We start from the raw sequence: 16,074 nt of genomic DNA, 5'->3' as shown, positions 1-16,074 counted from the left end.
ATCCGCTGCAACGGTCTCATCGAGGGAGCGGATCGTGGATTCGATCGTCGCACGCAGGCACGGGCCGGTGGAGATCCGTCTGGTGCGCGCCCGTGACGCGAAGGTGCTGCAGCAGGAGCTGCTGAGCAACCGGGCGTGGCTGCGGCGCTGGGAGGCAACGTTGCCGCATTCCGCGGTGAGCTTCGACATGCGTGTGAGCATCCGCCGGCTGCTGCAGCAGCATCGTGACGGCGCGGGCTACCCGTTCGTGATGGAGTACGACGGCGAGGTGACCGGGCAGCTCAACGTGTGGGGCGTGATGCGCGGCTCGCTCGGATCGGCGACGATCGGGTACTGGGTGAGCGAGCGCTATGCCGGGCGCGGCATCACTCCCGCGGCCGTGGCGATGGTCACCGACCTGTGCTTTTCGGAGCTCGGGCTGCACCGGATCGAGATCTGCATCCGTCCGGAGAACACGGCGAGCCTGCGCGTGGTGCAGAAGCTCGGGTTCCGCTACGAGGGGCTGCGCAGGCAGTACATCCACATCGACGGCGACTGGCGCGACCACCTCTGCTTCGCCCTCGTGCAGAGCGATGTGCCCGAAGGCGTGCTGCGTCGCTGGACGGAGGGTCGCGTGCCCGCCGAGGTCTCGATGGTGCCGCCGGGAGACCTGCCCGCGCTCGATCAGCGCGGCTGAGCCAGCTCCGGGTCCGGGCGGCGGATCCCGATCCACGACACGACCCCGCCGAGCGCCATGAGCACGGCGGTCACCACGGCGGCGCTGTGGAAGCCCGCCAGGTCGAGCGTGCCGCCCACGATGGTCGACAGCGCGGCGACGATGAGCAGTCCCGCGGCACGGGATACGGCGTTGTTCACGGCGGAGGCGATGCCCGAGCGCCGCTCGTCGACGGAACCGAGGATGGCGGCCGTGAGCGGCGCGACGGTGACCGACAGGCCGAGACCCATGAGGATCATCGCCGGCAGCACCTGCCACCAGTAGTCGAACGGCACCGTGACGGTGAGCAGCCACAGCGCGCCGGCGGCCATGAGCAGAGGGCCGGCTGTCATGAACGGACGAGGTCCGAGGCGTCCGGCCCATGTGCCGATCCGTGAACTGAGCAGGATCATGAGGATGCTCATGGGCAGCGATGCGAGGCCCGCCGCGGTGGCCCCGAGTCCGGCCCCCTGCTGCAGATAGACCCCGACGACGAACCCGTTCAGCGCGAGAGCGGCGTAGACGAACAGGGTCGCCCCGTTGCCCCACGAGAAGTTGCGCACTCGGAACAGCGACAGCGGCAGCAGGGGCGATCGGACGGAGCCGTCACCCACCCGCTGTCGGAGCAGGAACGCGATGAAGAGGGCGACTCCCGCGATCCCTGAAATCCAGATCGCGGGAGAGGCCCAACCCAGGTTCGGCTGCTCGATGAGCGCGAACACCACGCCGCCGAAACCGAGGGCGCACAAGACGCCGCTGAGCCAGTCCACCCGCACGTCGCGCGGCTGCTCGGCAAGGTGCAGTCGGCCGAGCAGCACGAGGGTGACGGCGATCGGAACGATGTTGATGAGGAACACCAGCCGCCACGAGAGGTAGTCGGTGAACAGTCCGCCCAGCAGAGGCCCTGCGAGCTGAGCAATGGTGGTGAAGGCCGTCCACACGCCGATCGCACGGGAGCGGACCTCGCCGCGCATCGCCGCGCTGATGAGGGCGAGCGAGCTGGGCACGAGCAGGGCTCCGGCCGCGCCCTGCACCGCGCGGGCGACGACGAGCACCAGCGGCTCGGGGGCCGCGGCGACGGCGATCGATGCGACGCCGAAACCGATCAGTCCCGCGCGCAGCACCGCGATGCGTCCGTACGCGTCGGAGAGCGATCCGGCCAGCAGGATGAGGGCGCTGAGGGTGATGAGGTACGCATCGACGACCCACTGCTGGGTGGTGATGCCGCCGCCGAGCTCGCGGCTGATCGCGGGCAGGGCGACGGTGACGACGGTGCCGTCGAGGAACGCGACGAACGAGGCGAGGACCGCGACGGCGACGACCAGCCGTTGCGAGGAGGAGAGGGTCGTCACTCTGGTGACAGTACCCTGCACGCGCGACACGCGCGCCGACGCACCCGGGCGTTGGCGGCTCGTCGCCTACCGTGGAGGCATGGATGGGCCGGTGCTGAGCGGGGGCGTGATCGTTCTCGTGTCCGTGCTGCTCTGGATGCTGTATCTGCTGCCGTCGTGGCGCGGGCGTCACCAGTACGAGGCCGCGGAGCGCAACGCGGTGCGGCTGAACCGGGCGTTGCGGGTGCTCGCCGAGACGAGCGAGACGCCGCAGGAGGTGCGGCTGGAGCTCACGGCACGCACCGCCCTGGCTCAGCAGAAGCTCGCCAAGCGTGTGCAGGCCGAGCGTGAAGTCGCCGAGTTGGAGCGGCTTCGGCAGGAGCTCGCCGCGACGCGCGCCGATCCGGCGTACCGGCAGGCCCGTGCACGTCGGCGCACCCGTGTGACCTCATCCGTGTTCGTCGTACTGGGGCTTGCTCTGGTGGGTCTCGGGGTGTGGCAGCTGCTCGCGACGGGAGCATCGACGGCGCTCTGGATCGGCGGCGCGGTGTGCGCTCTCGCGCTGTTCGTGCTCGGGCGGATGGCCTCGGTCGCGGCTCGCGCCGCACGCAGGGCGATGCGCGAGAACCCTGCGCCGGTCGCTGAGCCGCAGACATCTCGTGTCACCGAGCTGCACGACCAGGGGCCGCGCACCTGGACGCCGCGCGAGCTGCCTCAGCCGCTCGTGAGCGTTGCGGGCAGCCGCGCGCACGCGGCGCAGGCGACGATCGACGCACGTGCTCTCGAACGCGAGGCGCGCCGCCAGGCCGAGCTGCAGCGTCGCACCGATCGGATGGCTGCGCGAGCGCTGGCGGAGATCCCCGCCGCGCGCCCGAAGGATGCCGAGTCGGCGCAGACCGAATCGCCGTATGCGCGGATGGGCATCGTCGACGACGCCGAGATCGAGGCGCACGTGCGTCGGCTGCTGACGCGTCGCGCCGCGGGCTGAGCGTGCGCCGGGCGCTGGCGACGACGTGATAGTGTGACTGAGTCCACGGGCCCATGGCGCAGTTGGTAGCGCGCTTCGTTCGCAATGAAGAGGTCGCGGGTTCGAATCCCGCTGGGTCCACCCTTGTCCTGAGTCGCGACATAGTTTACGAACTGGTCGCGGCTCAGGGCTTTTTTGTTGTGTGGGGTGTTGACGTGTGACGCGGGGTTGGTGAGTCGGGTCATCGTTGACGGTGGGGGTCACGGGTTCTTGGCCTGGTAGTTCTTGTCGGGGTCGATGGTGAACTCGGCGATGATTTCTCCGGTGTTCATGCTGCTGACGGTGACGTCGCGGTTGTGGGTGAGTAGGAGCACCGGGGTGCCTGAGTGAGCGCGGCCGATGCCGAGGTGGCGGATCTGGCCGGCGTAGCGGAGGGTGACTTTCCCGTGCTGGTCGACGGTGTCGGTGCGGGAGCGCCATTCGGTCGTGTCGGTGGTCGTGGTCGGGGTGGCTTTCGGGAGCGCGGTGTAGGCCTGCTCGGGGGTGCGGCCTGCGAGCGCTCTGTGGGGGCGGGCGGTGTTGTACCAGGTCTGGAACTGTGCGAGCCGGGCGGCGAGGTCTTCGATCGTGTCGGGCAGTGGGCGTGCGGTGAGCCAGCGTTTGAGTGTCCGGTGGAAGCGTTCGATCTTCCCCTGGGTTTGCGGGTGACCGGGGCGGCCGTTTTTCTGAGTGATGCGGTGCGCGGTGAGGAGTTTCTCGAATCCGCCACGGGCGCCTTTGAAGCGGGCCAGGCGGGTGGTGAACACGAGGCCGTTGTCGGTGAGAGTCGAATACGGCGGCCCGTAGCGGGCGATCAGCTCGGTCATCGCGGTGACGACCATCGGGCCTGTGAACGCCGCCGCGGGCCGGATGTCGAGCAGGTAGCGGGCGTGGTCGTCGAGGAAGTCGAGGATCTCGACGCGGGTGCCGTTGGCGAGGAACCAGTGTGTGATGTCGGCTTGCCAGCATTCGTTGGGCAGATCGGCTTGGAATCGGATGTAAGAGCTGCGGGGGCGTTTGTGGGGTGCGGGGACGATGAGGCCGGCGTCGTGCAGGATCCTGCGGATCGTGGACGTGGATGGTGATCGGTGGCCTTCCTGCTCGAGGTACCAGGCGATCGTGACCGGCCCGGCGTCGGCTCCGGAGTGGGTCAGGTCGCTGCGTAGTTGGACGATCCGGTCGCGGATTGCGGGCGGGGTGGTGCCGGGCCGGTTCTTCGGGGCCCGAGAGCGTGGCGCGAGTCCGTCCGGGCCTTCGGCTTCGTAACGGTGCACGAGGGTGTGTACCCATTGGCGGGTCACCCCGAAGCGCGCAGCGGCTTCAGCATGGGTCAGGCCTTGATCGGTGACGGCGCGGACGATGACGAGATTCTTTGGTTTCACCCGTCAACGATGACCCGACTCACCGGTCAACGATCATCACCGGCAGAGCGTCGACGATGACCCGACTCAGGTGTCAACGATCACGAGCACGATCCGCGCGATCATCTGTCAACGATGTCCTGAAACCAGACACCGCTGGGTCCACCCTTGTGATGTCTCAGGGCATCGTGAACGACTGAACCCCCGGTTTCGGGAGTTCAGCCGTTTTTGCGTTGGTAGTTCTTTGCGGGGTCGACGGTGAATTCTGCGAGGAGTTCTCCGGTGCTCAGGGCGATGACGGTGGCGTTGTTGTTGTGGACGAGGCAGATGATCTCGGTGCGGGAGTGTGCTCGGCCGATGCCGAGATGGAGGAGTCTGCCGGTGTGGCGGAGGGTGATCTTGCCGTCGTTGTCGATGGTGTCGTGGCGGACTCGCCAGGTGTTCGGGCCGGCGGGACGGGTCGGGGCGGATTTCGGGATGAGCTGGTAGGCGAACGCGGGGGCTTTCCGGCCGATGCTGAAGCGCTCGACGCCATGCGACGGGCGCTCCTCAACCTCAAGTCGCCCACACTGATCGCGTTCGGGCTCGCAACTGCGTTGCGTGAACTCGCTGAGTTCATGCGCGGAGGACGCGTGCGAGAGTCGCGACGGTCTTGTTCTGGCCCCAGAGGCTGAGCACCTCCTGGACGCGGGTGTTGACGAGCGCCTCGGTCATCGTCCGACCGTAGCAGCGAGCACCGCCGCGGGCGGAGAGGGGGTACCGTGGTGTGTGACTTGAGGAGTGCGATGGGTTCGACGATCCGCCCAATCGGCGACGTGCCGAGCATCCGGGATGAGGTGGAGCGCCTGCTCGCCGCGGCGATCATCTCGGGCGAGCTCGAGCCAGCGCAGCTCGTGACCGCACCGAACCTCGCAACGCGCTTCGAAGTCTCGGCCACGCCCGTCCGCGAGGCGATGATCAACCTGGAGAAGCGCGGACTCGTGGAGTCGGTGCGCTACAAGGGCTTCCGCATCCGGGGCATGGACGACAGCGAGCTCCGGGAGATCGTCGAGGTCCGCCAGTGGCTCGAGGGTCCCGCGATGGCGCTCGTCGCCCGCGGAGCGGATCGCGAGCGGATCGGGTCGTTCCGTGAGCGGGCCGATGACATCGTCGCGGCGGCGTTGGAGTCGGATCTCACCCGTTTCCTCGACGCCGACCACGAGTTCCATCTGGGGCTGCTGCGTCTCGCGGGCAACGCCCGGCTGCTCCAGGTCGTGACCGAGCTGAGGGGCAAGACACGACTCGTCGGTCTCGCGGGGATGTCGGGAACCGATGAGCTGCGCACGTCCGCGGACGAGCATCACACGCTGCTCGATCTCCTTCTCAGCGGGGACGGCGAGGGCGCCGACCTGTTCATGCGACGCCACATCGCCCACGTCTTGGGTTGGTGGTCGGGCAAGCCAGAGTCCTGACCTCCAGGAACGACTGTGCCGCCGTGGTCGAGTCGCCGGCGGCACAGTCGGGCGGGGATCAGCCCAGGGCGGTGCGCGTCTCGTCGAGGAGCGCTGTCGCCGCGTCCGCGGGGCTCATCCTCCCGAAGAACACCTCGGTCGTGTAGCGGCGCATATTCTCCTGGAACGTGGCGCCTCCCGCGGGTGCGAGCGGCGAGACGACGACCTCGTCGGAGATCGCGGCGACGAAGTCGAGCACCTTCGCGTCCTCCGGGCCGAGGATCGGGATGAGCGCCTCGCGGACGTCGCTGTTGGCCGGGGCTCCGCGACCGACGAGGAGGAGCTTGCCCGCATCGGGCGAGTTGGCGAGGAAGTCGATGAGCAGCTGCGCCTCGACGGGATGCTCGGTGCGCGACGAGGCCGACCAGTACTGGGATGCCACGAACGACATCTTCTGGTCACCCGCCTTCCCGCTCGCGGTCGGGTAGCGCAGCAGCTCGAGCCCGGATTGGGAGAGCGCCTCGAGGGACGGGAGCTGGTTGGATGCCCAGAAGCCCATGGCGTAGCGGTTCAGTGCGGTGCCGGTCTGCTCGAGTCCGAGGGTGGTCTGCTCGGTCGCTTCGTCGGCGGTCGGCGCGGCGCCGCTGTCCACCATGCTCTTGGCGAACGCGTAGAAGTCTGCCACGGCGCCTTCGTCGACCCCGAGCTGACCCTCCGCCGTGAAGAGCTCCTGGCCGTTCTGCCGGGCCCAGATCGCGATCTGGTTCGAGTCGGTGCCGAGCGCCTGGGAGCCGAAGACACCGTCGGGGCTCGCGTCGGAGATCTTCTGCGCGATGTCGGCGTACTCCTCCCACGTCCAGCTCTCGTCGTCAGGCATGGGGACGCCGGCCTGCTCGAAGAGCACGGGGTTGGCCACGATGGCGAAGGTCGCGATGCCCGTGGGCACGCCGAGCTGTTCCCCGTCGAAGTCGACGATGTCAGTGGTGGCACTGTCGAGCTTGGACGTGTCGACGTCGGCGAGGTCGAGAAGGGCGCCTCGCGTACCGTACTCGACGACGAAGTCTCCGGTGAGCTGCTGCACGTCGGGAGCGTCGTTCGCGGCGATCTGCGTCGAGAGCTTGTCGAAGTAGCCCTCGAAGGGCAGCGACTCGGTCTGCACCGTGATGTTCGGGTGCAGTTCTTCGAAGGCGGCGACGGCGTCGCGGGTGACGGCGGCGCGGTCGTCGGAGCCCCACCAGACGAGTCGGAGGGTGACCTCTTCGTCGGCTGATCCGGTGCCGGGGTCTCCGGCGCATCCGGTGAGGAGCATGGCCGCGCTCGCGGCTATGGCGGGGAGGACCATGAGGGTCCGTCGTGCAGAGGGAAGCACTGCAATCTCCTTTGATCGTTCGTGATGCGGGTGGTGTGCGGGAGCCGTGACATCCGCCACCATACACGAGTAAAATGTTATTGCGAGAAGAATCTTGGGAACCTCCCGAACGTTGAGTGTCCTTCTGAGTCAGAAGCCCCGAAATATCAGGGATTTTGCGTTCTGGTATTTCTATGTAAAATGTTACTGACGCGAGTTGGCACCGAATGGCACCGACCGGGGCGTTCCCCAGAATGTGCGTCACGACGATCGAACGGAGTGGACGACGTGGCCCCCAACACACGACACCGCGGGCGCGAGCGGTGAGCGCCCTCGGCGAGCTGCGCCGGCTCCGATCGTCGGGCAGCGGCAGGCCCACCGGGAAGAACGCCCGTCAGGAGAACAGGATGGGGTTCCTCTTCCTCATCCCATGGCTCCTCGGACTCGTGCTCATCACCGTCGGGCCCATGCTCGCATCGCTCTACCTGTCCTTCACCGACTACGACCTCATCCGCCCGCCGACCTGGGTCGGGCTCGACAACATCGTCCGGATGCTCGGCGACGCGAGACTCGCGAACTCGCTCGGGGTGACGTTCACCTACGTGCTCGTCTCCGTCCCGCTCCTGCTCGTCTTCGCCCTGCTCGTCGCCCTCGTGCTCGACCGGGGCATGCGCGGGCTCGCCTTCTACCGATCCATCTTCTATCTGCCGTCGCTCCTCGGGTCGTCCGTGGCGATCGCCATCCTGTGGCGGCAGATGTTCGGTCGGGACGGGCTCATCAACCAGCTGCTGTCGGGCATCGGCATTGAGGCGCCGAGCTGGATCTCCAACCCCGACACGGCGCTCGGCACGATCATCCTGTTGCACGTCTGGACCTTCGGCACGCCCATGCTCATCTTCCTCGCAGGGCTGCGGCAGATCCCGACGATGTACTACGAGGCGGCGCAGGTCGACGGGGCGACGTCACTCCAGCGCTTCTTCCGCATCACGCTTCCGCTTCTGAGCCCGATCATCTTCTTCAACCTCGTCCTGCAGATCATCGGCGGCTTCCAGTCCTTCACGCAGGCGTTCGTCGTCTCGGGCGGGAGCGGCGGCCCCGCGGACTCGACCATGTTCTACACGCTGTACCTCTACCAGAAGGGCTTCGCACAGCTGGACATGGGCTATGCCTCCGCACTCGCGTGGGCCCTCGTCTTCATCATCGGAGCTTTCACCGCGGTGAACTTCATCGCCTCCAAGTACTGGGTCTTCTATGACGACTAAACGCGCCACTCCCGCCTCCTCGATCATCCGCCATGTCGTGATGATCACCGCGAGCATCGTGATGATCTATCCGCTGCTGTGGATGCTCGCCTCCTCGTTCCGTCCGCAGGACGAGATCTTCAGCAACCCGGGGATCTTCCTGACCGGAATCGAGTTCGACAACTACATCGACGGGTGGGACGCCCTCGCGCATCCGTTCGGGAGGTACCTGCTCAACTCGGGTATCCTCGTCTTCGGCGCGGTCGTCGGCAACCTGTTCTCGTGCTCGATCACGGCCTACGCGTTCGCGCGGATCAACTTCCGATTCCGCAAGCCGCTCTTCGCGATCATGCTCATCACGATCATGATCCCGATCCACGTCGTCGTCGTGCCGCAGTACATCATCTTCAACCAGCTGGGCTGGGTGAACACGTTCATCCCGCTGCTGCTGCCCAAGTTCCTCGCGACGGACGCGTTCTTCATCTTCCTCATGGTGCAGTTCATCCGGTCGATCCCCAAGGAGCTCGATGAGGCCGCGCGCATCGACGGGCTCGGACACGTGGGCATCTTCCTTCGCGTCGTTCTCCCGCTCATGCTCCCCGCGCTCGCGGCGACCGCGATCTTCACGTTCATCAACAGCTGGAACGAGTTCTTCACCGCGCTCATCTACCTGACCTCGCCCGAGATCATGACGGTGCCCGTGGCCCTGCGGTCGTTCCTCGACTCGACGGCGGCATCCTCCTACGGGCCCATGTTCGCGATGTCGATCGTGTCGCTGCTGCCGGTGTTCCTCATCTTCCTGTTCGGCCAGAAGTACCTCGTCAAGGGCATCTCGACGACGGGGCTGAAATGACCATCTCCGACGCGCCGCTGTTCTTCCCCGTGACCCCGTTCGACGCGGACGGCGCGCTCGCGGAGGACGCGCTCCACGCGCATGTCCTCTCTCGCCTGAGCTGGGACCCCGGTGCCGTCGTCGTCGCAGGCGGGGCGGGGGAGTTCCACGCTCTGACGCAGGACGAGGCAGCGCGGGTCGTCCGCGTCGCCGTGACGGCGACGTCGGGCGCCGTGCCCGTCTGGACGGGGACCGGAGGACCTGTCGGCCATGCGGTCGAGGTCGCTCGCGCAGCGGAGGAGGCCGGATGCGACGCGCTCCTCCTGCTTCCGCCGTACCTGGTGGAGCCCGCGCAGGAGGGACTCGTCGCGTACGTCGAGGCGATCGCGGCCGCGACTCTGCTGCCCATCGTCCTCTACCATCGCGGTACGGGGGCGCTCACTGCGGACTCGGTTCGTCGGCTGCTCCGGCTCGACCGCATCATCGGAATCAAGGACGGCGTCGGCGATCTCGCCCTCGTCGAGCAGTTCATCGGCCTGGCGCAGGAGGCGGGACGGGACATGTTGTTCTTCAACGGGCTCCCGACCGCAGAGACGCGCCAGGCGGCATACGAGAGGCTTGGAGTGCACCGATACTCGTCGGCAGTGTTCACCATGGCGCCGGAGATCGCGGGCGGCTTCCGTCGGCCGCGATCGCCGAGGATGCGCGAGCGTCTGCTCCGGGAGTTCTTCGACCCGCTCGTCGCGTTGCGCGACGAGACGCCGGGTCACGCCGTCTCGCTCGTCAAGGCGGGGCTCCGGCTCCGGGGCGACGCGGTCGGGTCCGTGCGCCCGCCGCTCGTGGATCCGTCCCCACGTCAGCTGGGCCGGCTCGAGGAGCTTCTCGCCCATGGCACGACGATCGTCAAGGAGGAGGACCGATGAGCTCGGTGATCGCATCGATGACCTCGCGTCGGCTCGACGTGCCGCTGCCTCGACCGTGGTCGCCCATAGTCCGCAGCGTCGCCGTCATCGCCGTCGACATCGTCGACAGCGAGGGCCGGGCCGGCCACGGCTTCTCGTGGGTCCCGGCCATCGGCGCGGGAGCGGTCCAGGCACTGCTCGACGAGGACATCCGGGAGTTCGCGATCGGTCAGCCGGCCGACGCGGAGATGCTCTGGCCCCGCTTGTGGCGTCACCTCCACGAAGTGGGCTCGGGTGGCATCACGACGATCGCGATGGCGGGACTCGACCTCGCGCTTTGGGACCTCGCGGCTCGCAGGGCCGACCTCTCCATCTCCGCCTTCCTCGGCGAACACCGGTCTGAGGTCGAGGTCTATGCGAGCGGCATCAACTTCTACTACGGCCTCAAGGACATCGAGGCTCAGTCGCGTCGATGGGCGAAGGCGGGCTACTCGGCGGTCAAGCTCAAGGTGGGGCGTAACGACGTCGCCCATGACGTGGAGCGCGTCGCGACGGTGCGCGCGGCGATGGGACCCGACTGCAAGATCATGGTGGACGCGAACCAGCGCTGGACCGTGCCGCAGGCCGTCGAGGCCTTGCGCGAGCTCCAGCAGTTCGACCTGCAATGGGTCGAGGAGCCGCTGCGCGCCGACGACCTGCGCGCGCACCGCGAGCTGCGCGATGCGATCGACCTCCCCATCGCCCTCGGGGAGAACCTCTACACGGTCTACCGCTTCGCGGAGTACCTCGAGGCGGGTGTCGTTGACATCATCCAGCCAAACATCGTGCGCGTCGGCGGGATCACGCCGTTCCGGGAGATCGCCGCGCTCGCCGGCGACGGGATCCAGCTCGCCCCGCACCTGCTCACCGAGCTTTCCGGCCAACTCGCCCTCACCCTGCCGGATACGCCCATCATCGAGGATGCGGACGGCAACGATCTGCACTCGCTCGGCCTGCTCGCCGAGGAGCCGCCCGTCCGGATCGAGGGCGCGCGCCTCCGGTCGGCGGGCCGCCCCGGGCTGGGGCTCAAGTTCGTCTCTCAGGTCGGCGGCGATCCGCATGAACACTAGCGCGCACGACCTCGAGGCGGCGACGGCCGCCGCCGCCGCGTTCCGGCTCACGCGCCGGGCGACGGCGCTCGAGCGCGCGGGCTGGCTGACGGCGATCGCCGATCGGCTTGAGGAGCATGCGGATGAGCTCGTCGCGCTGGCTCATTCCGAGACGCGCCTGGGCGCGGATCGGCTCGCCGGAGAGCTTCGCCGGACGACGGGGCAGCTGCGCTTCTTCGCCTCCGTCATCCTCGACGGGGCGTATCTCGAGGCGATCGTCGACCACGCCCGCTCCGATCTGCCTGTCCCGACGCCGGATCTGCGGCGGATGCTGGTGCCGATCGGCCCTGTCGCCGTCTTCAGCGCATCCAACTTCCCGTTCGCCTTCTCGGTCGCCGGCGGCGATACCGCGTCCGCGCTTGCCGCGGGCAACCCGGTCGTCGTCAAGGGGCACTCGGCGCACGCGGAGCTGTCTCGCCGGACGGCGGCGCTCGTCGCGGACGCCCTGACCGCGGCGGGGGCTCCGTCGGGCACGTTCGGCCACGTCACGGGCCGCAAGACCGGACTCGATCTCGTCGGCGACCCCGCGATCGCCGCGGTCGGGTTCACGGGTTCGCTCGAGGGCGGCCGAGCGCTGATGGCGGTCGCCCAGGCGCGACCGGTGCCGATCCCGTTCTACGGCGAGCTGAGTGCGGTCAATCCCGTCGTCATCACCGCGCGGGCTGCGGAGAAGCGGGCGGATGAGCTCGCATCGGGGCTCGCCGCATCGTTCCAGCTCGGCGGCGGGCAGTTCTGCACCAAGCCGGGCGTCGTGTTCGCGCCGTCGGGCGCTCGCGTCGCGGAGCGGGTCGCGAGCTTGCTCGGCAGCGGGATGCCGTTGCTGAGCGAGCCGATCGAGCGCGCCCTGCTGTCCGGCCTTGACCGGCTCTCCGCGCTGCCCGGCATGCGCGTGCTTCGCGGCGTCTCAGAGGATCCGAATGCGGTGGCCCCCGCCGTGCTCACCACCACCGCCGATCGCGTCCTCGCGGATCCGCAGGGCCATCTGGTCGAGTGCTTCGGACCGGTGACCCTTGTCGTCGAGTACGATGACCTCCATCAGGTGGTCGCGTGCGTGCGGGTGATCGGTGGCAGCCTCACGGCGACCGTCCACTCGCAGTCGGAGGACGACATCCGCTCGCTCGTCGATGAGCTCACCCTCATCGCCGGCCGTGTCCTCTTCGACGGATGGCCGACGGGAGTCGCCGTGAACTGGGCGCAGCATCACGGCGGCCCGTGGCCGTCGACGACATCCGCTCACACCTCGGTGGGCGCCACGGCGACCCGCCGTTTCCTCCGCCCGATCGCCTGGCAGGCGACACCCGACGGCCTTTTGCCGCCGGAGCTGCAGGAGTCGAATCCGCTGGGAATCCCCCGGCGGGTCGATGGTGTCCAGTACCCAGCAGTGCACAAGGAACAGCCATGACCACGCGCGATCTCGTCGAGTTCTCGCCCCGCGGCGACGGACGCGCCCTCGACACCGCCGCCCTCCAGAACGGCATCGACGCCGTTCACGACGACGGCGGCGGAACGCTGCTTATCGGCGATGGCCAGTACCTGACGGGCGGACTCTTGCTGCGCAGCGGCGTGACGCTCGAGCTCTCGGCGGGCGCCACGATCATCGCGAGCCCGCGGTACGACGACTTCCGCGAGCACGACGCCGCGACGGCGGTCGAGGGCGCGCGGCACGCCATGATCTACGCCCGGGACGCGCGCGACGTTGGAATCCGGGGCCGGGGCCGCATCCTCGGCAACGCGGACGCCTACTTCGCGGTCGAGGCGGACGCAGACGGCTACCGCGTGCCGCATCCGCTACGACCGCGGATCGTGCTCTTCGAGGGCTGCGAGGCGGTGACGATCGCCGACATCACGATCGAGCGCGCCCCCATCTGGACAGTGCACATCGCCGGCTGCGACGATGTCGCGATCACCGGAGTCACGATCGACAACGACCTCACCATGGCCAACACCGACTGCATCGACATCGACGGCTCGCGCCGCGTACGGATCGCGGACTGCCGTCTGAGCTCCGCGGACGACGGCGTGTGCATCAAGACCACGGAGCTCACCGGCCGGTTCCGCAGACCCGCCGAGCACATCGTCGTCACCGGGTGTATCGTTCGGTCGACGAGCTGCGCGATCAAGATCGGGACCGAGACGGTCGAGGATGTCGGCTTCGTGGTCGTGTCCGACTGCACGGTCACGGCGAATCGGGGCATCGGCCTCATCTCGCGGGACGGCGGCGGGTTGCGGCACATCCTCGTGAGCGGCGTGACCTTCGACTGTCCGATGGCGGGAGAGGCGTACTGGGGCAAGGCCGATCCCGTGTTCGTCTCCGCCGGCCGCCGCGTCGAGGGCGTCGATCCTGGTGTCATCGAGCACGTGCGGTTCAGCGGCCTATCGGGGGTCGCGGACGGCGCCATCAACGTCCACGCGGGGGAGGGCGGCCGCATCCGGGACATCGTCTTCGACGGGGTGCGGCTCGTGCAGCGCCACTCGCCCTCCCCGCTGCAGGGGCAGTACGACACGCGACCGGTCGCTTCGAGCGAGACCGGTCCGGGAGCCGCGCCCGGCGGCGGGACGACGGGCGTAGACCTCTACCCGGGTGGTCTGCCGGGGGTGTTCGCGAGGGGTGTCGAGGAACTTACCCTGCGCGATGTCGAGGTGTTCCGGCCCGATCCGCTCCCCGCGGGGTGGAACTCGCAGACGATCGTGGAGGTGCCATGACGACGATCCTCATCACGGGCGGCAGCGGTCACATCGCGTCCGCGATCCGTCCTCTGCTCGGGCACTATCGGTGCCGGCTGACCGACCTCGTCGCGCCCGAGGATGCGCTCGGCGTCGACGAGGAGTTCGTCGCCGCCGACATCACCGACCTGGATGCGATGACCGCGGCGTGCGCGGGCGCCAACCTCGTGGTCCACCTCGGCGGGCATCGCCAGGAGCGCCCGTTCGACGAGATCCTGCGCGTCAATATCGGCGGCACGCGGGCGGTGCTCGAGGGAGCGCGCCGGGCCGGCGTGCGGCGTGTGCTCCTGGCGAGCTCGGGGCACGCGGTCGGGTATGCGACCGTCGCGGATGCGCGGCGGGAGCCGGTCCTCGACCCGCGTCCGGACTCGTACTACGGCGTCGGCAAGGTCGCCCTCGAGGCGCTCGGGAGCCTCTACGCCGACCGTTTCGGCATGACGGTCGTCTCAGCGCGCATCGCCGCGTTCCTTCCGGAGCCGCTCGACCGCCGCGGTCTCTCACTGTGGTTCTCGCCCGCCGACATGGTTCGCCTCGTCGACGCGTGCGCCGTGCTCGAAGGCCCAGGACATCGCATCGTGTGGGGCGTCTCGGACAACACGCGCGCGTGGGTGCGGGGCGATGCGGGCGCGGCCATCGGCTTCCGGCCGGTGGACGACGCCGAGCGTCATGCCGACGGCATCCCAGGCATCATGCTGCCGGGGCTCGAGGACGAGGCCCAGATCGCGGCGACGGCGCTCGGCGGCACTTCCGTGACCGCGGACCGCGAGCTCGGCACGGACTGGGGCTGACGCCGCTACGCTTAACGAGTAGAGCCTGTAGCTCAGTTGGCAGAGCATCAGACTTTGAATCCGCGGGCGATCCGCGCGCGCGAACGACATCGAACTTGCCGAACGCCTCTGGCAGACCACCGAAGAGCTCACCGGAGTGCATTTCGACTTCTCCCGCCCGATACCGCTGTAGGCACACTGAGCCTCGATGCACCGATCCGCCTGGGTAATGGTCGGGTTCCGTGACGCAGAAATGCCCCTCTGATCAGGAAGAATAGAGCTTGCTTAGGGTTCTAGTGTTCCGATCCGAGAGGCATCTCGTAGATGCAATTCAAGCACGCTCCTGCCGCGGTGTCCGCGGTGTTCGATGATCCGAATCTCGTGTCGGCTGCGGGCCTGGTCCACGCCGATCAGCGCAGGTCGGCCCGGCCGCGGCTCATCAACGAGGCCGTCCAGCCGTGACTCCAAGAACCGCGACCGCCACTTTCTGGGCGAGGATCGTGCCGGGCTGCTGATGCCGTGGCTGGACGAGCTGGTCTCCCTGAGCATCGAGGGATCTCGACCGGAGCGGTTCTATCCGGCCCGGTACCTGCTGTTCTCCGTTCTTGATGTCCTTGCCCCGCACCTGGTCGTCACGGCCACCGCAGAGCGGCACAGACGATCCAGCATGCGTCCTACCGTGCCGCGACACCGGTAGTTCACACCCGTGCGAGACGAGGCCCGGCGCGCCGCCGAGTTGCTGCGTGACTCGTTGCAGGAACGGTGGACGCTGGACGGACTCGCGCAGACGGTGCACCTGTCCCCGTCGCAACTGGGCCGGGTGTTCGTGGAAGCGTATGGCACGTCGCCGATCGCGTACCTGGCCATGCTGCGCATCCAACAGATGGCGCACCTTCTCCACACGACCGACCAATCTGTCGCCGTGATCGCCCACCAGGTCGGCTGGCGCGATCCTGACTTCGCATCTCGGCAGTTCCGCCGCCGGGTCGGTACCCCGCCCTCGGAGTATCGCCGACGGGCCGCGCGCCGAGAAGCGTCAGGACTGCCGAGTCTTCGCCCACACCGTGCCCCGATGAACCCCGTACTGACGCGCCAGAGCGTTCACCCCCGCCCCCTGCGCGCGGGCTGTTCGCCCCAGCCAGAGCATTGATTCCAGGCGGAAGCAAGCCGCTCGACCCGTTGTCGCCTGTTCCCGTAGCGCTCGGTCAGATCCACATCGTCCGGCTGCTTTCCCGGGGCAACCGCGCAACTCCGGTTGCGCACGCTGTGTGAGCTGCCCCGATCCAGGGC

At 68.3% G+C, this 16,074-nt stretch carries 15 protein-coding genes and 1 tRNA gene; 13 read left to right on the top strand and 3 right to left on the bottom strand.

Translation table 11 applies throughout. From position 1 onward, the window contains the following. Positions 1–34 precede the first annotated feature (34 nt). Positions 35–676 carry a GNAT family N-acetyltransferase gene (locus tag BKA02_RS02005; RefSeq protein ID WP_179430803.1) on the top strand — a complete coding sequence of 214 codons (642 nt, stop codon included), beginning with the start codon at positions 35–37 and terminating at the stop codon, positions 674–676. Here BKA02_RS02005 and BKA02_RS02000 read toward each other — a convergent pair. Further along, on the bottom strand, positions 664–2,046 hold the full coding sequence (locus tag BKA02_RS02000) for an MFS transporter (protein WP_343045317.1): 1,383 nt from the start codon (positions 2,044–2,046) through the stop codon (positions 664–666). The two genes, BKA02_RS02005 and BKA02_RS02000, sit on opposite strands and share 13 nt — an antisense overlap. A gap of 79 nt (positions 2,047–2,125) precedes the next feature. On the opposite strand from BKA02_RS02000, the gene BKA02_RS01995 reads away from it, so the two are divergent. Next, a complete protein-coding gene (locus BKA02_RS01995) occupies positions 2,126–3,013 on the top strand; it encodes an AAA family ATPase (RefSeq protein WP_179430801.1) in 888 nt (295 codons plus the stop codon). A gap of 47 nt (positions 3,014–3,060) precedes the next feature. Further along, positions 3,061–3,133: transfer RNA gene (locus BKA02_RS01990), tRNA-Ala, on the top strand. Positions 3,134–3,252: 119 nt separating this feature from the next. On the opposite strand, the gene BKA02_RS01985 is transcribed toward BKA02_RS01990, so the two are convergent. Then, entirely contained in the window at positions 3,253–4,413 is a 1,161-nt protein-coding gene (locus BKA02_RS01985; RefSeq protein WP_370467900.1) for an IS481 family transposase, read from the bottom strand. A 764-nt stretch (positions 4,414–5,177) separates the two neighbouring features. On the opposite strand from BKA02_RS01985, the gene BKA02_RS01980 reads away from it, so the two are divergent. Next, positions 5,178–5,843 carry a GntR family transcriptional regulator gene (locus BKA02_RS01980; protein ID WP_179430799.1) on the top strand — a complete coding sequence of 222 codons (666 nt, stop codon included), beginning with the start codon at positions 5,178–5,180 and terminating at the stop codon, positions 5,841–5,843. A 58-nt stretch (positions 5,844–5,901) separates the two neighbouring features. Here the strand turns inward: BKA02_RS01980 and BKA02_RS01975 are convergent, their stop codons facing one another. Next, positions 5,902–7,191, bottom strand: a complete 1,290-nt coding sequence (locus tag BKA02_RS01975) for an extracellular solute-binding protein (protein ID WP_179430797.1) — start codon at positions 7,189–7,191, stop codon at positions 5,902–5,904. A gap of 302 nt (positions 7,192–7,493) precedes the next feature. Between BKA02_RS01975 and BKA02_RS01970 the strand changes: the two genes are divergently transcribed. The 9 genes from BKA02_RS01970 (at position 7,494) to BKA02_RS14590 (ending at position 15,934) form a co-directional block, all read left to right on the top strand. Next, entirely contained in the window at positions 7,494–8,432 is a 939-nt protein-coding gene (locus BKA02_RS01970; RefSeq protein WP_343045316.1) for a carbohydrate ABC transporter permease, read from the top strand. After that, a complete protein-coding gene (locus BKA02_RS01965) occupies positions 8,422–9,264 on the top strand; it encodes a carbohydrate ABC transporter permease (RefSeq protein ID WP_179430793.1) in 843 nt (280 codons plus the stop codon). Before BKA02_RS01970 ends, BKA02_RS01965 begins: the two co-directional genes overlap by 11 nt. Beyond that, complete coding sequence (locus BKA02_RS01960; protein ID WP_179430791.1) at positions 9,261–10,166, top strand: 5-dehydro-4-deoxyglucarate dehydratase; 906 nt, start codon at positions 9,261–9,263, stop codon at positions 10,164–10,166. Before BKA02_RS01965 ends, BKA02_RS01960 begins: the two co-directional genes overlap by 4 nt. Then, positions 10,163–11,254, top strand: coding sequence for a mandelate racemase/muconate lactonizing enzyme family protein (locus BKA02_RS01955; protein ID WP_179430789.1), 1,092 nt, complete (start codon positions 10,163–10,165; stop codon positions 11,252–11,254). Before BKA02_RS01960 ends, BKA02_RS01955 begins: the two co-directional genes overlap by 4 nt. Then, complete coding sequence (locus BKA02_RS01950) at positions 11,244–12,695, top strand: aldehyde dehydrogenase (NADP(+)) (protein ID WP_179430787.1); 1,452 nt, start codon at positions 11,244–11,246, stop codon at positions 12,693–12,695. The genes BKA02_RS01955 and BKA02_RS01950 overlap by 11 nt, the downstream gene beginning before the upstream one ends. Continuing rightward, positions 12,692–13,996 (top strand): glycoside hydrolase family 28 protein, encoded by a 1,305-nt coding sequence (locus BKA02_RS01945; protein WP_179430785.1) that lies wholly within the window; start codon positions 12,692–12,694, stop codon positions 13,994–13,996. The genes BKA02_RS01950 and BKA02_RS01945 overlap by 4 nt, the downstream gene beginning before the upstream one ends. Continuing rightward, positions 13,993–14,805: an NAD-dependent epimerase/dehydratase family protein gene (locus BKA02_RS01940; RefSeq protein ID WP_179430782.1), complete on the top strand. Its 813-nt coding sequence runs from the start codon at positions 13,993–13,995 to the stop codon at positions 14,803–14,805. The genes BKA02_RS01945 and BKA02_RS01940 overlap by 4 nt, the downstream gene beginning before the upstream one ends. Before the next feature lie 303 nt (positions 14,806–15,108). Next, a complete protein-coding gene (locus tag BKA02_RS01935; protein ID WP_179430090.1) occupies positions 15,109–15,246 on the top strand; it encodes a hypothetical protein in 138 nt (45 codons plus the stop codon). Positions 15,247–15,490: 244 nt separating this feature from the next. Further along, complete coding sequence (locus BKA02_RS14590) at positions 15,491–15,934, top strand: helix-turn-helix domain-containing protein (protein WP_179430780.1); 444 nt, start codon at positions 15,491–15,493, stop codon at positions 15,932–15,934. The last annotated feature ends 140 nt before the right edge of the window (positions 15,935–16,074 follow it).

The organism is Microbacterium pseudoresistens, assembly GCF_013409745.1.
GTDB lineage: Bacteria > Actinomycetota > Actinomycetes > Actinomycetales > Microbacteriaceae > Microbacterium > Microbacterium pseudoresistens.
The sequence above is the reverse complement of the archived record's forward strand: the minus strand, read 5'-3'. Positions and strand labels throughout refer to the sequence as shown.